General features: G+C 64.9%; 17 protein-coding genes and 1 tRNA gene. 14 read left to right on the top strand and 4 right to left on the bottom strand.

Features of this window, described 5'->3' with window-relative positions; translation table 11 throughout:
* Positions 1-18: 18 nt before the first annotated feature.
* The 3 genes from ACSQ25_RS07835 to ACSQ25_RS07845 form a co-directional block, all read right to left on the bottom strand.
* Entirely contained in the window at positions 19-1,347 is a 1,329-nt protein-coding gene (locus ACSQ25_RS07835) for an IS4 family transposase (RefSeq protein WP_436105139.1), read from the bottom strand.
* Between the two features lie 122 nt (positions 1,348-1,469).
* Positions 1,470-2,882: a M16 family metallopeptidase gene (locus ACSQ25_RS07840; RefSeq protein ID WP_436105140.1), complete on the bottom strand. Its 1,413-nt coding sequence runs from the start codon at positions 2,880-2,882 to the stop codon at positions 1,470-1,472.
* Positions 2,883-2,893: 11 nt separating this feature from the next.
* Positions 2,894-4,303, bottom strand: coding sequence for a M16 family metallopeptidase (locus tag ACSQ25_RS07845; protein ID WP_436105141.1), 1,410 nt, complete (start codon positions 4,301-4,303; stop codon positions 2,894-2,896).
* A gap of 311 nt (positions 4,304-4,614) precedes the next feature.
* On the opposite strand from ACSQ25_RS07845, the gene ACSQ25_RS07850 reads away from it, so the two are divergent.
* A complete protein-coding gene (locus ACSQ25_RS07850; protein WP_436105142.1) occupies positions 4,615-5,397 on the top strand; it encodes a GIN domain-containing protein in 783 nt (260 codons plus the stop codon).
* A gap of 111 nt (positions 5,398-5,508) precedes the next feature.
* Positions 5,509-6,120 carry a tetratricopeptide repeat protein gene (locus ACSQ25_RS07855; RefSeq protein WP_436105143.1) on the top strand — a complete coding sequence of 204 codons (612 nt, stop codon included), beginning with the start codon at positions 5,509-5,511 and terminating at the stop codon, positions 6,118-6,120.
* 15 nt (positions 6,121-6,135) lie between these two features.
* Here ACSQ25_RS07855 and ACSQ25_RS07860 read toward each other — a convergent pair whose 3' ends face one another.
* On the bottom strand, positions 6,136-7,503 hold the full coding sequence (locus tag ACSQ25_RS07860) for an SGNH/GDSL hydrolase family protein (RefSeq protein ID WP_436105144.1): 1,368 nt from the start codon (positions 7,501-7,503) through the stop codon (positions 6,136-6,138).
* Positions 7,504-7,743: 240 nt separating this feature from the next.
* Between ACSQ25_RS07860 and ACSQ25_RS07865 the strand changes: the two genes are divergently transcribed.
* From ACSQ25_RS07865 to ACSQ25_RS07920, 12 genes are all read left to right on the top strand, one after another.
* Positions 7,744-10,047, top strand: a complete 2,304-nt coding sequence (locus ACSQ25_RS07865) for an FdhF/YdeP family oxidoreductase (protein WP_436105145.1) — start codon at positions 7,744-7,746, stop codon at positions 10,045-10,047.
* Positions 10,044-10,898 carry a formate dehydrogenase accessory sulfurtransferase FdhD gene (gene fdhD, locus ACSQ25_RS07870; protein ID WP_436105146.1) on the top strand — a complete coding sequence of 285 codons (855 nt, stop codon included), beginning with the start codon at positions 10,044-10,046 and terminating at the stop codon, positions 10,896-10,898. The genes ACSQ25_RS07865 and fdhD overlap by 4 nt, the downstream gene beginning before the upstream one ends.
* 33 nt (positions 10,899-10,931) lie before the next feature.
* On the top strand, positions 10,932-11,921 hold the full coding sequence (locus ACSQ25_RS07875; protein WP_436105147.1) for an MYG1 family protein: 990 nt from the start codon (positions 10,932-10,934) through the stop codon (positions 11,919-11,921).
* Positions 11,922-11,993: 72 nt separating this feature from the next.
* The gene (locus tag ACSQ25_RS07880; protein WP_436105148.1) at positions 11,994-12,212 is read left to right on the top strand and encodes a hypothetical protein; all 219 of its coding nucleotides are present in this window, start codon (positions 11,994-11,996) and stop codon (positions 12,210-12,212) included.
* Positions 12,213-12,275: 63 nt separating this feature from the next.
* Positions 12,276-13,256, top strand: coding sequence for an NAD(P)H-quinone oxidoreductase (locus ACSQ25_RS07885; protein ID WP_436105149.1), 981 nt, complete (start codon positions 12,276-12,278; stop codon positions 13,254-13,256).
* Positions 13,257-13,349: 93 nt separating this feature from the next.
* Positions 13,350-14,099 carry a triose-phosphate isomerase gene (gene tpiA / locus ACSQ25_RS07890; RefSeq protein ID WP_436105150.1) on the top strand — a complete coding sequence of 250 codons (750 nt, stop codon included), beginning with the start codon at positions 13,350-13,352 and terminating at the stop codon, positions 14,097-14,099.
* 49 nt (positions 14,100-14,148) lie between these two features.
* Positions 14,149-14,649, top strand: coding sequence for a preprotein translocase subunit SecG (secG, locus tag ACSQ25_RS07895; RefSeq protein WP_436105151.1), 501 nt, complete (start codon positions 14,149-14,151; stop codon positions 14,647-14,649).
* A 225-nt stretch (positions 14,650-14,874) separates the two neighbouring features.
* Positions 14,875-14,959 (top strand) — tRNA-Leu (locus tag ACSQ25_RS07900).
* Between the two features lie 167 nt (positions 14,960-15,126).
* Entirely contained in the window at positions 15,127-15,486 is a 360-nt protein-coding gene (locus ACSQ25_RS07905) for an NADH-quinone oxidoreductase subunit A (protein WP_436105152.1), read from the top strand.
* A 3-nt stretch (positions 15,487-15,489) separates the two neighbouring features.
* The gene (locus tag ACSQ25_RS07910; protein WP_020654624.1) at positions 15,490-15,966 is read left to right on the top strand and encodes a NuoB/complex I 20 kDa subunit family protein; all 477 of its coding nucleotides are present in this window, start codon (positions 15,490-15,492) and stop codon (positions 15,964-15,966) included.
* A gap of 15 nt (positions 15,967-15,981) precedes the next feature.
* Positions 15,982-16,578: an NADH-quinone oxidoreductase subunit C gene (locus ACSQ25_RS07915; protein ID WP_436105153.1), complete on the top strand. Its 597-nt coding sequence runs from the start codon at positions 15,982-15,984 to the stop codon at positions 16,576-16,578.
* Positions 16,578-17,831, top strand: a complete 1,254-nt coding sequence (locus tag ACSQ25_RS07920; protein WP_436105154.1) for an NADH-quinone oxidoreductase subunit D — start codon at positions 16,578-16,580, stop codon at positions 17,829-17,831. Before ACSQ25_RS07915 ends, ACSQ25_RS07920 begins: the two co-directional genes overlap by 1 nt.
* Positions 17,832-17,846: the final 15 nt, after the last annotated feature.

Raw genomic sequence — 17,846 nt, forward strand, 5'->3', positions numbered from 1 at the left:
CAACCGCGGTAATGCCGTTCAGTTAAGGTCCTTCTTCAGGACACGAACGGTGTAACGATGAGGTAAGGCCTTGACGGCCCGGTCGATTTTTCGGCCGGGCCGTTCTTCATTCAGGAGCATGACGAGGCGTTGGCGAAGGCGCTGCATTAACGCAGGCAACTTGCCGTATGCTCGGGTCACCGCTGCCCAATGTAGTTCGTATTGGATGATGTGGAAGGCGCGGATGAAACTGATCTCGGTCGGCTCGCATTTCACCTCTAGTGCCGCCTTGGACATCTCCAGCCGGATCAGGTTGTAAGCGGTCAGGGCTCCCCAAATTTCCTGATACACGCCGTCGACGGTGCGGCTGCGCAGGGTTAGCGCCATGCCCATCATTGTTTGCTTAAGCTCGCGATAGCTCGTTTCAATCCGCCAGCGCTGGGTATAGCAAGCGGCGATGTCCTTGGCTGTGTAGCGCTTGGTGTCGAACAGTGATGTCAGCAATACGTGCTTGCGTGCACTCTGGTCGATGATCGTAATCGCGCGCACGCGCCAGGTTTCAGGCAAGTCCGGGCACTTCTTGCGTGCCTGGGGCGATACGCGCATTTCGATTACGGCATCGTCAGATGTGCCGCCGACGACTTCCCACTTGGTGTTGGCCTTGGCTGGGATGATGAAGTGCCTGTTTGCTCCAACCATGGTCAGGCCGCACAGAATCTCAGCCGACAGAAACCCTTTGTCGAAGGCGGTAAGGGAGTCGTCTGGAATCGATGCAAGCAGCTCTTTTGCATAGAGCATCTCATTGATCCCATAAGGACCAAATTTCGCATCACGGATCAAGTGGGTCGGCACCGCGGTCAAGGTCACGCCGCGTACCTGCGGATAGCTGGAGATGCGTCCGCTGGGATAGACCTGCTCTCCAAAATGCTCACGCAGCTCCGGCGTGTCGGCAGTCTTCAAGGTCGTGCCGTCCATCGCGAACAGGCTCAGGCCCTTGAACAAGTACTGCTTTCGATCCTGCTCAGACCAAGCCTTTGCCGAGATTTCGAATAGTGCCCGAAGCGGTTCGGCGCCAAGACGCTGCCGTGCCTGGGCGACTGCGCTTTTACTGACGAAAGGCACCTGCGCATCCGGCAATGCCAAGTCCAAGTCGTCGACCACTTCGCTGATGGACTGGTGACGGTACAGCGCCAGGGCCACCACCAACCACACTACCTGCTCGGCCGGTAAGCGGCGCTGTCGAATGCTCGCTTTGCCAGTATATGCAACCGCTTGCTCGATCCACTCGTAAGGCAAGTGCTGCCCTAGGCGGGCCCAGTCTGGGTCTTCCTGGGCCTGCACGAGGAAATGGAGCGCGTCATCAAACATGGTGACGCAGGTTAACAGCCTTAGCTACCGTTTACAACACCCCAAAAGAAAAATGCCGCTCAGTCTTAACTGAACGGCATTACCGCAACCGCGGGGCTTTCCACTTCAGCCAGCAGACCGGCTTACTTCTCCATCACGCTGAACTCGCCAAACGCCTTCAGCTGTTCCCCCAGCGCCTTCTGGTCACCCACGACCACGATCGACTGGTTCTCCGGCGAGAAGTACTTCTTCGAGACGTCGCGCACCTGTTCCGGCGTGACCTTCATGATGCGCGGCACGTACTCGCCCAGGAACTCGGGCGGCAGGCCGATCAGCCAGTTATTGGCCAGCGTCGCCGCGACCGAGCGTTGCAGCTGGTTGCTGATCATGTAGCCGCCCGCGACGTAGCGCTTGTTCATCTCCATTTCCTTGGCCGGCACCAGCTCGGCGCCGATGCGCTTGTACTCGCCGAAGAACTCGTTCAGCGCCGCGCCGGTCACTTCGTTGCGCACGTCGGCGCCGCCGACGATCGCACCGCCCACGCGGTTCAGGCGTGCACCGGCCGAAGCGCCGTAGGTGTAGCCCTTTTCTTCGCGCAGATTGATGTTCACGCGGCTCGAGAAGCCGCCGCCGAGGATGGTGCTGGCCAGGCGCAGCGGGATCTGGTCTTCGGCGCTGGCGGCGATGCCAGGGCTGCCCAGGCGCACGGCCGACTGCACGCTCTTGTCACGCTGCAGCAGGATGCGCGCCGGCTTGGCGTCGGCTGGTGCGGCGGCGGTTTCCGGCAGGGCCGGGCCGCTGGCCTTCCAGTCGCCGAAGGCCGCTTCGGCCATCTTCAGCGCCTCGGCTTCCTTGACCGGGCCGGTGATCACCAGCAGGGCGCGGTCCGGGCGCATGCGCCTGGCGTGTTCGGCGCGCAGCATGTCCTGGGTCACGGCGTTGATCGCTTCCACCGTCGGGGTGGTGCGGGCATACGGGTGCTCGCCGTAGATCGCGCGGTTGATGGCGCGCTCTGCGCGGAAGCCCGGCTGGGTCTCGGACACGCGCAGCGACTGCAGCGCATTCGCCTTGGCCAGCTTGACTTCGCTTTCCGGGAAGGACGGGGTGCGCGCGACTTCGGCCAGCAGCTGCATCATCGGGGCAGCCTGCGACACCAGCGCATTGGCCGAGACGACGATGCCGTCCGACGAGGCGCCGGCGCCGACTTCACCGCCCATGCCCTGGGCCGCTTCGGCGATCGCGCGCGAGTCGCGCTTGGCGCTGCCTTCGTTGAGCAGGCCGGCCAGCATGTTGGCGAAGGCCGGGGTCTGCGGGGCGTCGGCCGCGAAGCCGGCGCCGCGGACCGCCAGCACGTAGTCCACGCGCGGCAGGCCCTTGCGCGGCACGACCCAGACGGTCAGGCCGTTGGCCAGGGTCTTCTTGGTGATCTTCGGCACCGGGATCGCACTGTCCTTGCCGTAGGCCGGCATCGGCAATGATTTCTCGGCGGGGGCGGCGGCGTAGGCCGCCGGCGCGAAGGCGACCGAAACGGCGATTGCGAGCATCAGTTTTTTCATCGATGCGCTCCTTATTTGGTGGTGGCGGCAGCCGGGGCAGCGGCGGCGGCTGGGGTGGCGGCAGGCGCCGCGAGCATCGCGGCCGGCTTGCGGTCGATGACGGTACGGTTGGTCGGCACCAGGTAGGTGCGCACCGCGCGCTGGATGTCTTCCGAGCTCACGCCTTCGATCAGGCCCGGGATCTTGTTGACCACGTTGGCGTCGCCCCACATCACTTGCATCTTCGCCATCATGTCGGCGCGGTTGATGAAGCTCTCCAGCTGGTTGTTCCAGTTGGCCAGCAGGCGGGTCTTGACGCGCTTGAGGCTCGCGGCATCCACGCCGTTCTGGGCGACCTTGGCCAGCTCTTCGTCCATGGCCTTGAGCATGGCGTCGGCGCTGCTGTTCGGCTTGTACAGCGCGAACACCGTCAGCAGGGTCGGGCCGTCGTATTCGAAGGGGCCGGTCAGGCCGAACAGGGAGTCGACGTTCAGGGCGATCTCGCGGCCCTTCACCAGGCCCTGGTAGAACAGCGAAGCGTCGCCGCCGGCCAGCAGTTCGCCGAGCACGGCCATGGCAGCCTGGTCGCGGTGGCCGCGCGGCGGCATCTTCCAGGCGGCGGCGATCGCCGGCACCTGGGCCAGGGCGTCGCTCTGCACCACGCGCTTTTCCTGCGTGTTCAGGCCTTCGTTGAAGTCGGTCGGTTTCGGTGTCGGGCGGGCCGGGATCTTGCCGAAGTATTTTTCCGCCAGCGCGAAGCCCTGGGCCGGGGTGATGTCGCCGGCGATCGCGATCACGGCATTGTTCGGGCCGTAGTAGTCGCGGTGGAAGGCGCGCACGTCGTCCAGGCTGGCGTTCTCGAGATCCTCGAAGCTGCCGTAGCCGTCATGGTTGTTTTCCCACTTCTGGAAGGCTTGCTGGCCGATGTCGATCCACATGAAGCCGCCATAAGGCTGGTTCTTCACGTTGACGCGGATCTCTTCCTTCACGACGTCCTGCTGGTTCTTCAGCGTGGCCGGGTTGAAGTCGAGCGTTTTCATGCGGTCCGCTTCCAGCCACAGGATCGGCTCCAGCGCCGACCTGGGGGCGGTCTCGATGTAGTTGGTGTAGTCGGCACGGGTCGAACCGTTGTTGCGGCCGCCGCCGCCGGTGATGGTGGTGTCGAACACGCCCTTCTTGGCGTTCGGCGTGCCCTGGAACATCAGGTGCTCGAACAGGTGGGCGAAGCCGGTACGGTTCTTCGGCTCCAGGCGCATGCCCACTTTGTAGACGACCGACACGCCGACGGTCGGCGAACTGCGGTCTTCGGTGACGATGACCGTCAGGCCGTTATCGAGCTTCTTGACAGCGACCGGCAGGGTCCACTGGTCCGCGGAGGCGGCGAATGCCGACAGCGAGAACGTGAGCCCGGCCAGCAAAACAGGTAATTGGCGCATGCGCATGGGTTTGACCTCGTAATGAACTCGGGAAAAGATGAAGCCTGTACTGACGGCCTGGGCCGTCATGCGCTGCATATTAGCGCAATGGCATGCCAATAAGTAATCTTTTTTGACGGGCAAATTTGCGTTATATCCACACTGCGTAAAGGCACGCGCTATCCGTGCATACGCCGCTCCAGGCCGCGTTTTATGCAGTTCGTCGCAGACCGGTGGGAATGGGCGGGCCGGGAGGATATAGTTGCAACATGCTAATGTTGCGGTAAATCAGTCACAAGCTGGCAACGCACAACCAGGAACACGATTCGGAGAAATGAATGAACCACCTTTCCAAGCTCGGCCTCGCTTTTGCGGCACTGTGCGCCCCGCTGTTCATCCCCACGGGGAGCGCCACCGCGGCCGAGGTCGCCACTGAAACGCGCCAGATCGATGCACGCGTGGTGCGCGTCAAGCTCGACGGCGTGGTGGACTTGAAGATTCGCCAGGGCAGCACGCCGCTGCTGGTGCTCACGGGCGATCCTCGCCTGCTCGGCAAGACCAGCACACAGCAGAGCGGCGATACCCTGAACATCGGCACCGAGACCAAGGGCGTCAGCATCAACCTGGGCCGCAGCATGGGCCTGCACGCCGAACTGACCCTGCCGAACCTGCGCGAAGTCAGTTCCGAAAGCGTGGGCGGCACCACCATCAGCGGCTTCTCGGGTGACGAGCTCGAGCTCAACCTCGATGGGGCCGGCTCAATGAATGTATCATGTAATTACAAGCTGCTGACCGCGAACCTGGGCGGCGTCGGCAGCATGAAGATCCATGGGATCAACAGCGAGAGCGTCGAGCTGAACCTGAGCGGCGCCGGCTACGTGACCCTGTCGGGCCGCAGCCGCAGGCTGAAGGCGGAACTCGGCGGACTGGGCGGACTGGATGCGCAGGCCTTCACCGCCGAGAACGTGACCCTCGAGCTGTCCGGCCTGGGCAACGCGACCGTCACGGCCAAGGACAGCGCCAACCTGACCCTGTCGGGCCTGGGTTCGGTGACGGTGCACGGCAAGCCGCTCAACCGCAAGACCAGCGTCGACGGGCTCGGCAAGGTGAACTGGAAATAAAAGAGCATCGGCGCGGCCAGAACAAGAATAACGACAAGCAGTCGGACAAAACAAGGTGAGCCCATTACGGGGGCGAGGGATACGCAGAGATCCTGATTCCATGCACGAGACATGAAAAAACTATTGATAGCGATCGCATTCGCACTCGGCCTGCCGGCCCTGGCGCATGCGGGCTTCGCGGAGGGGGCCAGCGCGTATAACGCGCGGAACTACGCGACAGCACTGAAAGAGATCGTCCCGCTCGCCAAATCCGGCCATGCGGACGCCCAGCATTTGCTGGGCCTGATGTATTACATGGGCCGCGGCGTCACGCGCGACTACAAGCAGGCCTTCGCCTGGCACCACCGGGCGGCCCAGCAGGGCAAGGCCGATGCCCAGTATGTGGTCGGCGCGATGTACTACACCGGCAACGCGGTCCCCCAGGATCAGCGCCACGCCGTCAACTGGTTCCGCAAGGCGGCCGAGCAGGGCCATGCCGAGGCCCAGCATGCGCTCGGCCTGATGTACCGCTACCACCAGGCCGGCATGCCGCAGGACATGGTGCTGGCCTATATGCTGTGGAACCTGGCCGCGGCCGGCGGCAACCACAACGCGGTCGAGCAGCGCGCCGCGATCTCGCGCCAGATGACGCAAGAGCAGATCGAGGAAGCGCAGGCGCTGTCGCGGACGTGGCGGCCGGGCAGGCCCTTGCCGACGTCCTCCCGGACCGGGAACAATTTGTGACCAGACAAGCGCCGGCTAGCCCGGCGCTTGTGCTTTTTGCGGGGCCTTGGCGGCGCTCCGGAACAAGCTCAGCGGCACCTCGTTCGCCATCGCCTCGTAACCCAGGTCGTTCGGATGCAGGTGGTCGCCGCTGTCGTAGGCGGGCAGCAGCCGCGACGGCCGGGCCGGATCGCGGGTGACGCGGTCGAAGTCGATGACGGCGTCGAATTCGTCGTGGTTGCGGATCCACGCGTTCACGGCCTGGCGCAGCTGCTCCCTCGAAGGCGAGTAGCTGCCCGCGCCTTCGAAGGGCAGCAGAGTGGCGCCGATGACGCTGATCCCCTTGGTGTGGGCGCGGGCGATCAGCTGGCGGTAGCCGGCGACCAGGTCGTCCAGGGTCACCGGACTGGCGGCCGAACTGTTGCCGATGTCATTGATCCCGATGAGCACCGTCAGGTAGCGCACTCCCGGCGTCGCCAGCACGTCGCGCTCGAAACGTTCCAGCGCGCTGCGGCCTGAGAGGGGATTCGGGGCGCTGGACAGCAGGCGGTTGCCGTCGATGCCGCGGTTGACCACGGCCGGGCGCGCATTGAAGCCCTGGGCGGGATCGCGCACGTTCTGCAGGCGGCGCGCCAGCCAGTCCGGCCAGCGCTTGTTGGTGTCCGGCGTGCTGCGGGTACCGTCGGTGATCGAGTCGCCCAGGATGACGATGGCCGGTCCCGCCGCATCCACCTCGACCCCGGTCAGGAAAGGCCAGAGCGCGATCGTGCGCTGGACCGGCAGCACCGGTGCGGCAGTGAAGTCTCCCGGCAGCGACACGTAGTTGGTCTGGTGCGCGAGGGCATGGACCGTGGTGGCGGGCACGGTGCCGGGCAGGTAGAGGCTCACCGCGAGGCTGGACAAGGGCGGGATGTTCAGCTCCACCGGATCCGACAGCACCGGCGCGCCCGGCGGGATCGTCACCGAGTGCCGGCCGCCGAAACTGAGTGCACGGTCGGTGCCGGGCGCCACGTCCGATCCGCCGGCACGCAGGCCGATGCGGGCCGCGCCGATGCGCAGCGGGACGGTTCCGATCTCGTTCGAGACGCGGATGCGCACCCGGTTGCCGCCGATGCTGGTGTGGACGATCAGGCGCAGGGTCTGGTCACGGAAGACCTGCAGACCGGATTCCGGCGGCGGGCCGGCCGGCGCCGTGCCCCAGGTGGCGGTCCAGTGTTCGGTGGTCCAGGCCTGCGCGCCCGCCGGATGGCTGGTGAGCGCGATGGCGGCCGCCAGCATCGCACTGCCCAGCAGCAGGCGCCGGCGTGGCGGGTTCATCCTGCGGGTGGACAGGGCGATGCCTTCGGCGAAACGGTTCAGATACGCATTCAGGTACTGCAGCAAGGCAGGAAGCATCCTCGTCATGGTGGGCTCCAGAAAGCGGCTGCCATGCGATAAGCATGAGCTCGTATGCCCACTCTAGCCAGCGGGGCGCTCCCTTCCTTGCGCGGCATCGAAGCTTGCAAAAATTAATATTCCTGCAAGAATTTATTGCCGTGCTTTGTACGAAGATTGTCCCGTGCTGTACGCAGGACTGTGGGCAGGCGCACCGAGCCGGAAGCTAATCCGGTCTAGGGTGGCGGTTCCACGGACGAGGGAGCAGCCATGAGCAAGCGCACGGGAGATGTGAGGATCGGCAAGGCGGACATGCCGGCAGGGGGCTGGGGATCGCTGGCCAAGGTGACGACGATTTTGCTGGACCAGGGCGTGCCCTTGAAGGACAGCCGCCTGCTGCTGAAGCAGAACAAACCGGACGGCTATGCCTGCGTGAGCTGCGCCTGGGCCAAGCCGGCCAATCCGCATCCCTTCGAATTCTGCGAGAGCGGAGCCAAGGCCACGGCCTGGGAAACCACCAGCAAGACCATCGGCGCCGATTTCTTCGAGCGCCACACCGTCACCGAACTGGAAGCCTGGGACGACCACACGCTGGAAGCCCAGGGCCGCCTGACCGTGCCGCTGCGCTGGGACAGCGCCGCCGACAAGTACCGCGAGGTGAGCTGGGATACGGCTTTCGCCGAGATCGGCGCCGCCTTGCGCGCTTTCGACAGGGAGCAGGTCGTGTTCTATGCCTCCGGACGGGCCTCGCTGGAGACCTCCTACATGTACCAGCTGCTGGCGCGCATGTACGGCAACAACAACCTGCCCGACAGCTCGAACATGTGCCACGAGAGCACCTCGGTCGGCCTGCAGAAGACCATCGGCGTCCCGGTCGGCACCGTCGACCTGCACGATTTCGAGGAGACCGACTGCATCTTCTTCTTCGGCCAGAACGTCGGCACCAACAGCCCGCGCATGCTGCACCAGCTGCGCGAAGCGCGGATGCGCGGCGTGCCCATCATCACCTTCAATCCCTTGCGCGAGCGCGGGCTGGTCAGCTTCACCAACCCGCAGTCGCCGCTCGAGATGCTGACCGGGCACGAGACGCCGATCAGCACCCAGTACCTGCAGGTGAAACCGGGCGGCGACACGGCCGCGATCATGGGCCTGTCCAAGGCCATCTTCGCCCGCGACGACGCGGCCCTGGCCGCGTGCGGGCAGCGCGTGCTCGACCTCGCCTTTATCCAGGAACACACCCAGGGCATCGCGGACTTCGAAGCCGCGGTGCGCGCCTGCGATTGGAGCGCGATCGAGCGTGAATCCGGGCTGGCGCGCGCCGACCTGGAAAGCGCGGCCGCGGTGTACTGCGCCTCGAACGCCGTCATGGGCATCTACGGCATGGGCCTGACCCAGCACCGCGAAGGGGTGAGGAACGTCACGATGATCGTCAATCTGCTGCTCCTGCGCGGGAACATCGGCAAGCCGGGCGCCGGCGTCTGTCCGGTGCGTGGCCATTCGAACGTGCAGGGCCAGCGCACCGTCGGCATCACGGAGAAGCCGGAACTGGCGCCGCTCGACAAGCTGAAGGCGCTGTACGGTTTCGAGCCGCCGCGCAAGACCGGCATGAATACCGTCGAGGCCTGCGAAGCCATCCTGGCCGGGAAGCTGCAGGCCTTCATCGGCCTGGGCGGCAACTTCGTGCGTGCCGTGCCCGAACGCGGCCTGATGGAAGCGGCCTGGCGCGCACTGCCGCTGACGGTGCAGATCGCGACCAAGCTGAATCGCAACCACGTCATCCACGGCAAGGCCTCCTACGTGCTGCCCTGCCTGGGACGCATCGAGATCGACCGGCAGCGCGGCGGGCCGCAGGACGTGACGGTCGAGGACAGCACCGGCTGCATGCACGGTTCGCGCGGCAGGGCGGAACCGGTGGCGTCCACGCTGCTGTCGGAACCGGCCATCGTGGCGGGCATCGCCAAGGCCACGCTCGATCCTAATCCGCGCGTCGACTGGGACGCCTGGGTGGCGGACTACGGCCGCATCCGCGAAGCCATCGCCGCGACCTGGCCGGACATCTTCCATGACTTCAACGCGCGCATGTGGACACCGGGCGGTTTCCGCCGTCCGCTCGGCGCGGCGCACCGGGTCTGGAAGACCGAATCCGGCAAGGCCCTGTTTACGGCGCCCGGTTCGCTCGACAACAACCCGGACATGCGGGGCGGTCCCACGACGCTGCGCCTGTTCACGGTGCGCAGTGACGGCCAGTTCAACACCACGATCTACAACTACGACGACCATTTCCGCGGCGTGCAGGGCAGCCGCATGGTGCTGTTCATGGCACGCGCCGACATGGCGAAGTATGCGCTGGCCGAGGGCGAGCTGGTGGCCCTGCGCACCCCGGCCGAGGATGGCGTCGAGCGCCGCGTCGGCGGGCTGGCGGTGGTGCCCTACGACGTGCCGGAAGGCTGCATCGCCGGCTACTATCCCGAGCTGAATGCCCTGATTCCGCTGTGGCACCACGCCAAGGAAAGCAAGGTGCCGGCCGCGAAGGCGATCGAGGTGCTCCTCGAGCGCGGCGGGAGACCCTCATGAACGCCGGCGAAGGTTTCTTTGCGCCGCCGGGAGCCTGCCGCCTGCCGGCCCAGCGCTGGCGCGACGGCCGGCTGGAAGACGCGGCCGAGCTGGTGGCGGACGAGGTGCCGGTGGCGCTCGTCTATAACGGCATCAGCCACGCGGTGATGCTGGCTTCTCCCCGTGACCTGGAGGATTTCGCGCTCGGCTTCTCGCTGGGCGAGCGCATCGTGCGCGATGCGCGCGACATCTACGAGCTCGAGGTGGAGGCGGCGGCGCACGGCATCGCGATCGAGATGCGCATCGCTTCCGGCGCGGCGATGCGCCTGAAGGAGACGCGCCGCGCACGCACCGGCAAGACTGGCTGCGGCCTGTGCGGCGTCGAAAGCCTGGACTGGTTCGACGACGATGCCTTTGCGACGGATGCGCGCCAGGATGACGCGCTGCGCTTCGCACCGGAAGCCCTGCACCGCGCGATGGCGGCGATGGCCGTGCGCCAGGACCTGCACCACGCGACCGGCGCCGTGCATGCCGCCGGCTGGGCGGATCGCGACGGGGAGCTGCTGTGCGTGCGCGAAGACATCGGCCGCCACAATGCGCTCGACAAGCTGGTCGGCGCGCTGCTGCGAGGCAAGCTGGACCCCGGGACCGGCTTTGCCGTCGTGACCAGCCGCGCCAGCTTCGAGATGGTGCAGAAGGCGGCGCGCGCCGGCTATGCGCTGCTGGCCGCGATCTCCGCGCCCACCGCGCTGGCGGTGCAGCTGGCCGACCGGGCGGGGCTGACCTTGGCCGGTTTCGTACGCGACGGGCGACACGTGCTCTACAGCCATCCGCAGCGGCTCGCGCCAGGGGAGGAGGGAAGGCGAGTATGATGCGCTCCTTGATTCGAGCATATTGGAGCATTTATGGTCATCGTGACCCACAACGGCAAGTTCCATGCGGACGACGCATGGGCGGTGGCCGTCCTGCATATTCTTTTCCCTGACGCCGAGATCGTCAGGACGCGCGAGCCCGCGATCATCGAGGCCGCCGATTTCGTGGTCGACGTCGGCGGCATCTGGGACCCGGCCACGGGCCGTTTCGACCACCACCAGAAGGGCTTCGAAGGCGCCCGCGCCAGCGGCGTGCCCTATGCCAGCGCGGGCCTGGTCTGGCGCGAATACGGCGCGCGCTGCGTCGCCCAGCTGGCCGCCCAGCACACCGGCCACCAGCTCGACGAGGACACGGCGCAGCAGATGGCCTATGCCATCGACGCCGACATCGTGCAATACCTCGACCTGTCGGACGTCGGCGCGGCCAAGAACGCACCGGGCGGCTATGGGATGTCGGCGGTGGTGTCGGGCTTCAATCCGAACTGGATGGACGAGCAGCGCCTCGGCTACGGGCTCGAGGCGGAAGCCTACCGCCTGACCCAGTTCCGCAAAGCGATGGCCTTGCTCACCGACGTGATCGTCAATTCGGTCAAGTACCGGATCGGCGCCATCCTCGCGCTGGCCCAGGTGCGCCAGGCCGAGGTACTGGAAAACGGCCGCCTGCTGTTCCTGAAGAACGCGGCGCTGCCCTGGAGTTCGGTGGTGCGCAAGGAAATGCCGAAAGTGCTGTTCGTGCTCAGCCACAGCCTGTCGGAAGACCGCTACATGCTGCACACGGTGCCGGCGACGACGGACACCTTCGACGCTCGTGCCGACTTGCCGGAAAGCTGGGCCGGCCTGCGCGACGCGGACCTGGCCGCGGTAACCGGCGTGCCCGATGCAAAGTTCTGCCACAACGGCCGTTTCATTGCCGCGGCGAAAACATATGAGGGCGCGTATGCGATGGCGCTGCAGGCCCTGCAGGCGGTCGACAGCGGCCAGACGCCTTTGTTCAGCGCACGCGACACCGGCACAGCCATTTGATCCAGCGTTAGGTAAGGCACGGTCATTTTTGGCCGGAAACCCTATCTTGGTCCCATGGCCAAGATTGTTTCAATGAGAAAGCTTTACGCGATGCAGCGTATGTCGGCCGCGCTGAACCGGGCCTCGGCCGCGCGGCCTTTCGGGCCGGAAACGGACCGGGCACTGCGCTGGGCCGCTGCCTGGGGTATGTCGGCAGGTATCCGCGTCCCGCATACCCGGGTAAGGCTGCGCCGCGATACCCTGGTCGGCGTCAGCGTCGCTCACGATCCGCAACGCCATCTGCCTTCCTGAGGAGGGCGCGCAGGTTTTTTCCGACTCCCTTACAATTGTGGTTTTTTCAACACGGGAGCATCCATGCGCGCCATCGAAATCACGCAGCCGGGCAAGCCGGAAGTCCTGCAACTGTGCGAACGTCCGCTGCCCGTCCTGAAGGCCGGCGAGCTGCTGATCAAGGTGCACGCGGCCGGCATCAACCGCCCCGACGTGCTGCAGCGCCTCGGCAAATATCCGGTGCCGCCCGGCGCCTCGGACTTGCCGGGCCTGGAAGTGGCCGGCGAGATCGTCGACGGTGATTACGCAGCGGCCGGTTTTGCCAAGGGCGACATGGTCTGCGCGCTGGTGCAGGGCGGCGGCTATGCCGAATATTGCAGCGCGCCCGCCGAACAGTGCCTGCCGATCCCGCAAGGCTTGACGCCGTTGGAAGCCGCCTCGCTGCCCGAGACTTACTTTACCGTCTGGTCAAATGTCTTCGACCGCGCCCGCCTGGCGCCCGGCGAATCGCTGCTGGTCCAGGGCGGGACCTCGGGCATCGGCGTGACCGCGATCCAGCTCGCCGCGGCGCTCGGCCACCGCGTGTTCGCCACCGCCGGCTCGGACGACAAGTGCCGCGCCTGCGAGGAGCTCGGTGCCGAACGCGGCATCAACTACCGCAGCGAAGATTTCGCCGCCGTGGTCAAGGAACTGACGGGCGGGAAGGGCGTCGACGTCATCCTCGACATGGTCGCCGGCGACTACATCCCGCGCGAGATCGATTGCCTGGCCGACGACGGCCGCATCGCCCTGATCGCGCTGCTCGGCGGCGCCAAGGCCGAGATCGACCTGGGCCAGGTGCTGCGCCGCCGCCTGTCGATCAGCGGCTCGACCCTGCGCCCGCGTCCGGTCGCCTTCAAGGCCGCGATCGCGCGCAGCCTGCGTGAGCGCGTCTGGCCCTTGTTCGCGGAAGGCAAGCTCAAGCCGGTCATCTACCGCAGCTTCCCGCTGGCCCAGGCCGCCGAGGCGCATGCGCTGATGGAGTCGAGCGCGCACGTCGGGAAAATCGTGCTGGAAGTGGTCTAACAGATTGAATCAAAAGGAAAGTGGCAGCTCAGCATTGTTTGACCGCCACATATTCGACCGCTAGAATAGCGGGTTATTTAACCGTGGGGATCTATGCGTTCCAAACTCGTCGTAGGTAACTGGAAGATGAACGGCAGCCGCGCGGCCAACGCCTCGCTCCTGACCGGCATCCTGGAAGGTCTGGACAATGCCAGGGCCAAGGTCGCGGTCTGCGTGCCCGCTCCTTACCTGTACCAGTGCCAGGAACTGCTGCAAGGCAGTCCGGTGGCCTGGGGTGCCCAGGATGTGTCCTGCCATCCGGTCGGCGCCTACACCGGCGAAGTGTGCATGTCGATGCTGCAGGATTTCGATTGCCGCTACGTGATCGTCGGCCACTCCGAGCGCCGCGCCTACCACGGTGAAAGCAATGAACTGGTGGCGAAGAAGGCCAAGGCAGCGCTCGACGCCGGCCTGACCCCGATCGTCTGCATCGGCGAAACCCTCGAGCAGCGCGAAGCAGGGCAGACCATGGAAGTCGTCGACGCCCAGCTCGACGCCGTGCTGGAAGCCGTCGGCCGCGAGGCCGTGGACAAGATCGTGCTGGCCTATGAGCCGGTATGGGCGATCGGCACCGGCAAGACCGCGACCCCGGCCATGGCCCAGGAAGTGCACGCCGCCCTGCGCGAAAAACTGCGCGCATGCAACGCCGATGCCGCACAAAACACGCTGGTGCTGTACGGCGGCAGCATGAAGCCGGATAATGCGGCGGACCTGATGGCGCAGCCGGACATCGACGGCGGCCTGATCGGCGGTGCGGCACTGAAGGCGGCGGATTTCCTCGCCATCATCCGCGCAGCGCAGTAAACGAAATACCTATTTAAACAAACGTCGTTAACTTGGAAATGGAATTGCAATGAACACCGTGTTCAATCTGATTATTGTTGTGCAGGTTATTTCGGCCCTGGCCATCATCGGCCTGGTGCTGGTCCAGCACGGCAAGGGCGCCGACATGGGCGCGGCCTTCGGCTCGGGCGCGTCGGGCAGCCTGTTCGGCGCCTCGGGCTCGTCGAACTTCCTGTCGAAGTCGACCGCCGTCGCGGCCGCGGTGTTCTTTGCCTCGACCCTGGCCCTGGCCTGGTCGAGCAACAGCCGCAGCACCGGCGGTGAAGACGCCGGCGTGATGGGCCGCGTCACCGTGCCGTCCTCGCAGGCGCCGGCCACCGGCATCCCGAGCGACGTGCCGGGCGCCGGTCCGAACGCCGGTCCGACCACCGTGGTTCCGGCCAACGATATCCCGCAGACCCCGGGCGTCGCCCTGCCTGCGGTCCCGGGTGAGGCAGCTCCGGCACCGGCAGCACCGGCAGCGCCGGCCGCCGCTACCCCGGCCCCGGTTGCACCGGCTCCGACCAAGTAAATCCGCTTGCGCGCTGCACGCGCGTTCCGGATGTGGAGTAGAATGCGGCTCGCCATCGGGTGGGCTGCATGCAGTAAAGGGCGCAAGCCCGTTCGATGCGGCCAGGCCTGCTGTAAAGATTGGCCAGGCTCAAAAGAAATGTTGAGTAATTGCGTAATTTCCTTGTGTTAGCGCAATTTGTGCATTGAAAAGTAGTGCTAAAGCAGGTTAAAATACTGGTCTCCAGCCGACGTGGTGAAATTGGTAGACACGCTATCTTGAGGGGGTAGTGGCGCAAGCTGTGCGAGTTCGAGTCTCGCCGTCGGCACCAAGATACAAAGAAGCCAGCAAGGGCGCAATGAGCAAACGCTCTCATGCCTGAGCTGGCTTTTTTACGATTCGTGCGGTCCTGGTGGAAGGTCCTCAGCCAGGTTCGGATGGGTCGGCGCTGCAGCCCTGCAGTGTTTCATTAACCGATCGTTCAGAATAGGCTTCACCGTGAACCTCGAAAATTATCTCCCCGTTCTTCTCTTTATCCTGGTTGGCATCGGTGTCGGTGTCGCTCCTCAGGTGCTCGGCCGCATCCTTGGTCCGCACCGTCCCGACGCAGCCAAGCTGTCCCCATATGAATGCGGCTTCGAAGCCTTCGAAGATGCGCGCATGAAGTTCGACGTTCGCTACTACCTGGTGGCGATCCTGTTTATTTTGTTTGATCTGGAAACGGCATTCTTCTTCCCATGGGGCGTCTCGATGCGCGAACTGGGCTGGACCGGTTTCGTCACGATGATGGTGTTCATCGCCGAATTCATCGTCGGGTTCTGGTACATCTGGAAGAAAGGTGCCCTTGATTGGGAATAAGCCATGGCAATTGAAGGCGTATTAAACGAAGGTTTCATTACCACCACAGCCGATAAGCTGATCAACTGGGCGCGCACCGGGTCGATGTTCCCGATGACGTTCGGCCTGGCATGCTGCGCGGTCGAGATGATGCATGTGGGCGCTGCCCGCTACGATCTCGACCGTTTTGGCATTGTGTTCCGCCCATCGCCGCGCCAGTCCGACGTGATGATCGTCGCCGGCACGCTGTGCAACAAGATGGCGCCCGCCCTGCGCAAGGTGTACGACCAGATGGCCGAGCCGCGCTGGGTGATCTCGATGGGTTCCTGCGCCAACGGCGGCGGCTACTACCACTACTCGTACTCGGTGGTGCGCGGCTGCGACCGCATCGTCCCGGTCGACGTCTACGTGCCGGGCTGCCCGCCGACCGCGGAAGCACTGCTGTACGGCATCATGCAGCTGCAGAACAAGATCAAGCGCACCAACACCATCGCGCGCTAAGAACAGCGAAACACCATGACGACTAAACTCGAAACCCTTGAACTCGCCCTGAAAAATGCACTGGGCGAGGGCGCTACCATCAGCTCGGCGCTGGGCGAAGTGACCGTGGTGGTCAAGGCCGCCGACTACATCAAGGCGATGCAGACCCTGCGCGACGATCCGACGCTGGCATTCGAACAGATGATCGACCTGTGCGGCGTCGACTATTCGCAGTACGGCGAAGGCACCTGGGACGGCCCGCGCTTCGCGGTGGTCGTGCACCTGCTGTCGCTCGCCAACAACTGGCGCGTGCGCGTGCGCACCTTCTGCCCGGACGACGAGATGCCGATGGTCGAGACCATCACCGGCATCTGGCGCGCCGCCAACTGGTTCGAGCGCGAAGCCTTCGACCTGTTCGGCATCCTGTTCGACGGCCACGGCGACCTGCGCCGCATCCTGACCGACTACGGCTTCATCGGCCACCCGTTCCGCAAGGACTTCCCGGTCACGGGCTATGTCGAAATGCGCTACGACCCTGAACAGAAACGCGTGATCTACCAACCGGTGACGATCGAGCCGCGCGAGAACATCCCGCGCGTGATCCGTGAAGAAACCTACGGGACATCGAAATAATGGCTGAGCTTAAGAATTACACCCTGAACTTTGGTCCGCAGCACCCGGCAGCGCACGGCGTGCTGCGTCTGGTGCTGGAGCTGGACGGCGAAGTGATCCAGCGCGCCGACCCGCACATCGGCCTGCTGCACCGCGGCACCGAGAAGCTGGCCGAGACCCGCACCTACCTGCAGTCGGTCCCGTACATGGACCGTCTCGACTACGTGTCGATGATGTGCAATGAGCACGGCTACGTGCTGGCGATCGAAAAGCTGCTGGGCGTCGAAGCGCCGATCCGTGCGCAGTACATCCGCACCATGTTCGACGAGATCACCCGTATCCTGAACCACCTGATGTGGCTGGGCGCGCACGCGCTCGACATCGGTGCGATGGGCCCCTTCCTGTACGCCTTCCGTGACCGCGAAGACCTGTTCGACGTGTACGAGGCGGTGTCGGGCGCACGCATGCACGCGGCCTACTACCGCCCGGGCGGCGTCTACCGCGACCTGCCGGACCGCATGCCGCAGCACAAGGAATCGCCGATCCGCTCGAAGAAGGCCATTGACGAACTGAACCGCGACCGCCAGGGTTCGGTGCTGGACTTCCTGGATGCGTTTACCAAGCGCTTCGACGGCTATGTCGACGAGTACGAAACCCTGCTGACCGATAACCGTATCTGGAAGCAGCGTACGGTCGGCATCGGCGTGGTCTCGCCGGAAGACGCGAAAGCCATGGGCTTCACCGGCGCCATGCTGCGCGGCTCGGGCATCGAATGGGACCTGCGCAAGATGCAGCCCTACGCGGCGTATGCGAACCTCGACTTCGACATCCCGGTCGGCACCAATGGCGACTCCTACGACCGCTACCTGGTGCGTATCGAAGAAATGCGCCAGTCGAACCGCATCATCAAGCAGTGCATCGCCTGGCTGCGCGTGAACCAGGGTCCGGTCATGATCGACAACCACAAGATCGTGCCGCCGAACCGCATGGACATGAAGTCCAACATGGAATCGCTGATTCACCACTTCAAGCTGTTCACCGAAGGCTTCCACGTGCCGGAAGGCGAGGCCTATGCAGCGGTCGAGCACCCGAAGGGCGAGTTCGGCATCTACATCGTGTCGGACGGCGCCAACAAGCCCTACCGCCTGAAGATCCGCACCCCGGACTATGTCCACCTGCAGAGCCTCGACGAAATGTCGCGCGGCCACATGATCGCCGACGCAGTCGCAATCATCGGCACGCAGGATATCGTGTTCGGCAGTATCGACCGCTAAGAGGCAGGAAAAGAT

Source organism: Massilia sp. LjRoot122 (assembly GCF_964252725.1).
GTDB lineage: Bacteria > Pseudomonadota > Gammaproteobacteria > Burkholderiales > Burkholderiaceae_D > Telluria.

Excerpts from the sequence above, each read along its gene's own strand:
- ACSQ25_RS07855 (WP_436105143.1), top strand. The coding sequence starts at position 5,509 with ATGAAAAAACTATTGATAGCGATCGCATTCGCACTCGGCCTGCCGGCC.
- ACSQ25_RS07835 (WP_436105139.1), bottom strand. The coding sequence starts at position 1,347 with ATGTTTGATGACGCGCTCCATTTCCTCGTGCAGGCCCAGGAAGACCCA.
- ACSQ25_RS07875 (WP_436105147.1), top strand. The coding sequence starts at position 10,932 with ATGGTCATCGTGACCCACAACGGCAAGTTCCATGCGGACGACGCATGG.
- fdhD (WP_436105146.1), top strand. The coding sequence starts at position 10,044 with ATGAACGCCGGCGAAGGTTTCTTTGCGCCGCCGGGAGCCTGCCGCCTG.
- ACSQ25_RS07845 (WP_436105141.1), bottom strand. The coding sequence starts at position 4,303 with ATGCGCATGCGCCAATTACCTGTTTTGCTGGCCGGGCTCACGTTCTCG.
- tpiA (WP_436105150.1), top strand. The coding sequence starts at position 13,350 with ATGCGTTCCAAACTCGTCGTAGGTAACTGGAAGATGAACGGCAGCCGC.
- ACSQ25_RS07880 (WP_436105148.1), top strand. The coding sequence starts at position 11,994 with ATGAGAAAGCTTTACGCGATGCAGCGTATGTCGGCCGCGCTGAACCGG.
- ACSQ25_RS07885 (WP_436105149.1), top strand. The coding sequence starts at position 12,276 with ATGCGCGCCATCGAAATCACGCAGCCGGGCAAGCCGGAAGTCCTGCAA.
- ACSQ25_RS07910 (WP_020654624.1), top strand. The coding sequence starts at position 15,490 with ATGGCAATTGAAGGCGTATTAAACGAAGGTTTCATTACCACCACAGCC.
- ACSQ25_RS07860 (WP_436105144.1), bottom strand. The coding sequence starts at position 7,503 with ATGACGAGGATGCTTCCTGCCTTGCTGCAGTACCTGAATGCGTATCTG.
- ACSQ25_RS07915 (WP_436105153.1), top strand. The coding sequence starts at position 15,982 with ATGACGACTAAACTCGAAACCCTTGAACTCGCCCTGAAAAATGCACTG.
- ACSQ25_RS07865 (WP_436105145.1), top strand. The coding sequence starts at position 7,744 with ATGAGCAAGCGCACGGGAGATGTGAGGATCGGCAAGGCGGACATGCCG.
- ACSQ25_RS07840 (WP_436105140.1), bottom strand. The coding sequence starts at position 2,882 with ATGAAAAAACTGATGCTCGCAATCGCCGTTTCGGTCGCCTTCGCGCCG.
- ACSQ25_RS07850 (WP_436105142.1), top strand. The coding sequence starts at position 4,615 with ATGAACCACCTTTCCAAGCTCGGCCTCGCTTTTGCGGCACTGTGCGCC.
- ACSQ25_RS07920 (WP_436105154.1), top strand. The coding sequence starts at position 16,578 with ATGGCTGAGCTTAAGAATTACACCCTGAACTTTGGTCCGCAGCACCCG.
- secG (WP_436105151.1), top strand. The coding sequence starts at position 14,149 with ATGAACACCGTGTTCAATCTGATTATTGTTGTGCAGGTTATTTCGGCC.